Here is a 5,251-nt window from a genome sequence, read left to right as displayed (position 1 = left end):
GTTGTTTGAGAACTCAATAGTGTGCTTTGTTTATAAGAAGTGTTGTACCAAATTATTTTTGTAGAAAAATTCTTGTTGGTTTCAACATGACCCGATGAACGTTTGACTGTCACCCCGTGATGGTTGTTTGTCGGGGTTTTATTTTGTTGAGCCACGGGTTTTTCTCTTTGTTTGTTTTTTAACGGAGAGTTTGATCCTGGCTCAGGACGAACGCTGGCGGCGTGCTTAACACATGCAAGTCGAACGCTGAAGCTTGGTGCTTGCACCGGGTGGATGAGTGGCGAACGGGTGAGTAATACGTGAGTGACCTGCCTTAGACTCTGGGATAAGCCCGGGAAACTGGGTCTAATACCGGATACGACCAATGGGCGCATGCTCTGTTGGTGGAAAGGGTTTGTACTGGTCTTTGATGGGCTCACGGCCTATCAGCTTGTTGGTGAGGTAATGGCTTACCAAGGCGACGACGGGTAGCCGGCCTGAGAGGGTGACCGGCCACACTGGGACTGAGACACGGCCCAGACTCCTACGGGAGGCAGCAGTGGGGAATATTGCACAATGGGCGCAAGCCTGATGCAGCGACGCCGCGTGAGGGATGACGGCCTTCGGGTTGTAAACCTCTTTCAGCAGGGAAGAAGCGAAAGTGACGGTACCTGCAGAAGAAGCGCCGGCTAACTACGTGCCAGCAGCCGCGGTAATACGTAGGGCGCAAGCGTTGTCCGGAATTATTGGGCGTAAAGAGCTCGTAGGCGGTTTGTCGCGTCTGCTGTGAAAGCCCGGGGCTTAACCCCGGGTGTGCAGTGGGTACGGGCAGGCTAGAGTGCAGTAGGGGAGACTGGAATTCCTGGTGTAGCGGTGAAATGCGCAGATATCAGGAGGAACACCGATGGCGAAGGCAGGTCTCTGGGCTGTTACTGACGCTGAGGAGCGAAAGCATGGGGAGCGAACAGGATTAGATACCCTGGTAGTCCATGCCGTAAACGTTGGGCACTAGGTGTGGGGGACATTCCACGTTTTCCGCGCCGTAGCTAACGCATTAAGTGCCCCGCCTGGGGAGTACGGCCGCAAGGCTAAAACTCAAAGGAATTGACGGGGGCCCGCACAAGCGGCGGAGCATGCGGATTAATTCGATGCAACGCGAAGAACCTTACCAAGGCTTGACATACACCGGATGGTTCCAGAGATGGTTCGTCCCTTCGGGGCTGGTGTACAGGTGGTGCATGGTTGTCGTCAGCTCGTGTCGTGAGATGTTGGGTTAAGTCCCGCAACGAGCGCAACCCTCGTTCTATGTTGCCAGCACGTGATGGTGGGGACTCATAGGAGACTGCCGGGGTCAACTCGGAGGAAGGTGGGGATGACGTCAAATCATCATGCCCCTTATGTCTTGGGCTTCACGCATGCTACAATGGCCGGTACAATGGGTTGCGATACTGTGAGGTGGAGCTAATCCCAAAAAGCCGGTCTCAGTTCGGATTGGGGTCTGCAACTCGACCCCATGAAGTCGGAGTCGCTAGTAATCGCAGATCAGCAACGCTGCGGTGAATACGTTCCCGGGCCTTGTACACACCGCCCGTCAAGTCACGAAAGTCGGTAACACCCGAAGCCGATGGCCTAACCCTTTGTGGGGGGAGTCGTCGAAGGTGGGACTGGCGATTGGGACTAAGTCGTAACAAGGTAGCCGTACCGGAAGGTGCGGCTGGATCACCTCCTTTCTAAGGAGCTCAACTTTGGTTGGCCATGCTGTGCACGAGTGTTGTGCAGGTGGTTTGCTCATGGGTGGAATATGATACTTCTTTACTGTCGTGGCACTTGTTTGGTGTTGTGGTGGTTGGATGAAGCGCACTGTTGGGTTTTGAGGCAATGAACCGTTTGGTGGTTGTCTTGGTTTCCCTTCCAGGGGTTGGGCATGCTGTGTGGTGTGTGTGGTTTCTGGTGTGGGGTTGTTGTTTGAGAACTATATAGTGGACGCGAGCATCTTATGATCTGCCGCATCGTTTGGTGTGGTGGGTTGTATTTATTGTTCTATTTGAATGTCTTTGTGGTGATTATTCGTGTGTTAAATCGTTAAGGGCGCACGGTGGATGCCTGGGCACAAGAAGCCGATGAAGGACGTGTGAATCTGCGATATGCCTCGGGGAGTCGATAACTGGACTGTGATCCGAGGATTTCCGAATGGGGGAACCCCGCTGCCTGTCAAGGGTAGTGACCCGCACCTGAATGTATAGGGTGTGTGGAGGGAACGAGGGGAAGTGAAACATCTCAGTACCCTCAGGAAGAGAAAATAATAATGATTCTGTGAGTAGTGGCGAGCGAAAGCGGATGAGACTAAACCTGTGGTGTGTGATACCGGTAAGGGGTTGCATCATGGGTGTTGTGGGGTCAATGCGTACTGGTTCTTACTTGACTGGTGATGCTGGGCGTGGTGATAGGCGAATCATTTGGGATGGTGAACCGGAGCGGGTGAGAGTCCCGTAGCTGAAATCATTGCGTCGGTGTTTGTGTTGGTGCCCGAGTAGCACGGGGCTCGTGGAATCTCGTGTGAATCTGCCAGGACCACCTGGTAAGTCTAAATACTTTCTTGTGACCGATAGTGTATCAGTACCGTGAGGGAATGGTGAAAAGTACCCCGAGAGGGGAGTGAAATAGTACCTGAAACCGTGTGCCTACAAGCCGTCAGAGCTTCCTTTGTGGGGTGATGGCGTGCCTTTTGAAGAATGAGCCTGCGAGTTAGTGCTGTGTCGCGAGGTTAACCCGTGTGGGGTAGCCGTAGCGAAAGCGAGTCTGAATAGGGCGTTGCAGTGGCACGGTCTAGACCCGAAGCGGAGTGATCTACCCATGGCCAGGTTGAAGCGCGTGTAAGAGCGCGTGGAGGACCGAACCCACTTCAGTTGAAAATGGAGGGGATGAGCTGTGGGTAGGGGTGAAAGGCCAATCAAACTCTGTGATAGCTGGTTCTCCCCGAAATGCATTTAGGTGCAGCGTCGCGTGTTGCTTATCTGAGGTAGAGCTACTGGTTGGCTGATGGGCCTGATCGGGTTACTGACGTCAGCCAAACTCCGAATGCGGGTAAGTGTAAGCGCGGCAGTGAGACAGTGGGGGATAAGCTTCATTGTCGAGAGGGAAACAGCCCAGATCATCGACTAAGGCCCCTAAGCGTGTGCTAAGTGGAAAAGGATGTGGAGTTGCTGAGACAACCAGGAGGTTGGCTTAGAAGCAGCCATCCTTGAAAGAGTGCGTAATAGCTCACTGGTCAAGTGATTCTGCGCCGATAATGTAGCGGGGCTCAAGCACACCGCCGAAGTCGTGGCAATAACTTTTTGTTATTGGGTAGGGGAGCGTCGTGTACTGCTGTGAAGCTGCCGTGTGAACGTGTGGTGGAGTGTACGCGAGTGAGAATGCAGGCATGAGTAGCGAATGATGCGTGAGAAACGTATCCGCCGAATGATCAAGGGTTCCAGGGTCAAGCTAATCTTCCCTGGGTTAGTCGGGGCCTAAGGCGAGGCCGACAGGCGTAGTCGATGGATAACGGGTTGATATTCCCGTACCGACGAAGAACCGTCCATACTAAGCCGTTGATACTAACCATCCTGGCTTCATGCTGTTGGTTCACCTTCGGGTGTTCCTGGTGTGTTGTTGGCATGGGACCTGATACGGGGCGGTAAACGCATTAACAGGTGTGACGCAGGAAGGTAGCCGAGCCACGCGGTGGTTGTCGTGGTCTAAGCATGTAGGGTTGGTCGTTGTTAAATGCGCGGCCTGTGTGCCTGAGATGTGATGGGACCCCCTTTGGTGGGGGGATTCGGTGATCCTATGCTGTCGAGAAAAGCATCGGCGTGAGGTTCTAGTTGCCCGTACCCTAAACCGACACAGGTGATCAGGTAGAGAATACTAAGGCGTTCGAGAGAATCATGGTTAAGGAACTCGGCAAAATGCCCCCGTAACTTCGGGAGAAGGGGGACCTTGAGCGTGAACCACCCGTGCGGTGGGGAGCGTGTATGGGTCGCAGAGACCAGGGGGAAGCGACTGTTTATCAAAAACACAGGTCCGTGCGAAGTCGCAAGACGATGTATACGGACTGACTCCTGCCCGGTGCTGGAAGGTTAAGAGGACTCGTTAGCTTCGGCGAAGCGGAGAATTTAAGCCCCAGTAAACGGCGGTGGTAACTATAACCATCCTAAGGTAGCGAAATTCCTTGTCGGGTAAGTTCCGACCTGCACGAATGGAGTAACGACTTCCCTACTGTCTCAACCATGAACTCGGCGAAATTGCAGTACGAGTAAAGATGCTCGTTTCGCGCAGCAGGACGGAAAGACCCCGTGACCTTTACTATAGTTTGGTATTGGTGTTCGGTGTGGCTTGTGTAGGATAGGTGGGAGATTGTGAAGCTACGGCGCTAGTCGTGGTGGAGTCGTTGTTGAAATACCACTCTGGTCATATTGGATGTCTAACCTCGGCCCATGATCTGGGTCAGGGACAGTGCCTGATGGGTAGTTTAACTGGGGCGGTTGCCTCCTAAAGAGTAACGGAGGCGCCCAAAGGTTCCCTCAGCCTGGTTGGCAATCAGGTGTTGAGTGTAAGTGCACAAGGGAGCTTGACTGTGAGACTGGCAGGTCGAGCAGGGACGAAAGTCGGGACTAGTGATCCGGCGGTTCATTGTGGAATGGCCGTCGCTCAACGGATAAAAGGTACCTCGGGGATAACAGGCTGATCTTGCCCAAGAGTCCATATCGACGGCATGGTTTGGCACCTCGATGTCGGCTCGTCGCATCCTGGGGCTGGAGTTGGTCCCAAGGGTTGGGCTGTTCGCCCATTAAAGCGGTACGCGAGCTGGGTTCAGAACGTCGTGAGACAGTTCGGTCCCTATCCGCTGCGTGCGTTGGAGAATTGTGGAGGCCTGTCCTTAGTACGAGAGGACCGGGACGGACGAACCTCTGGTATGTCAGTTGTACCGCCAGGTGCATGGCTGATTGGCTACGTTCGGGAGAGATAACCGCTGAAGGCATCTAAGCGGGAAGCTTGCTTCGAGATGAGTTCTCCTGACCTCTTTGTGGGGTGTGAGGCTCCCTGTAGATGACGGGGTTGATAGGCCAGGTATGGAAGCCAGGACTGAAGACTGGTGGAGTTGACTGGTACTAATAGGCCGAAGGTTTATCACACAATAGTTGTTGCAAGGGTTTGTAGGGCATGTTGGTGTGTCGCGTTCACTGTATGGTTTTGGGATAACAACCCTTATTTGAGGGGTTTGTTGTTTGAT

The 5,251-nt window shown here is 53.6% G+C and carries 2 rRNA genes; both read left to right on the top strand.

The features are described from left to right. Window positions 1-178: 178 nt before the first annotated feature. Window positions 179-1,709, top strand: a 16S ribosomal RNA gene (locus tag CURSPS6_RS00095). Window positions 1,710-2,051: 342 nt separating this feature from the next. Beyond that, window positions 2,052-5,153, top strand: a 23S ribosomal RNA gene (locus CURSPS6_RS00090). The 16S and 23S rRNA genes sit together here, the layout of an rRNA operon. Window positions 5,154-5,251 lie beyond the last annotated feature (98 nt).

Origin of the sequence: Curtobacterium sp. S6, assembly GCF_000710345.2 — a bacterium.
GTDB lineage: Bacteria > Actinomycetota > Actinomycetes > Actinomycetales > Micrococcaceae > Rothia.
The sequence above is the reverse complement of the archived record's forward strand: the minus strand, read 5'-3'. Positions and strand labels throughout refer to the sequence as shown.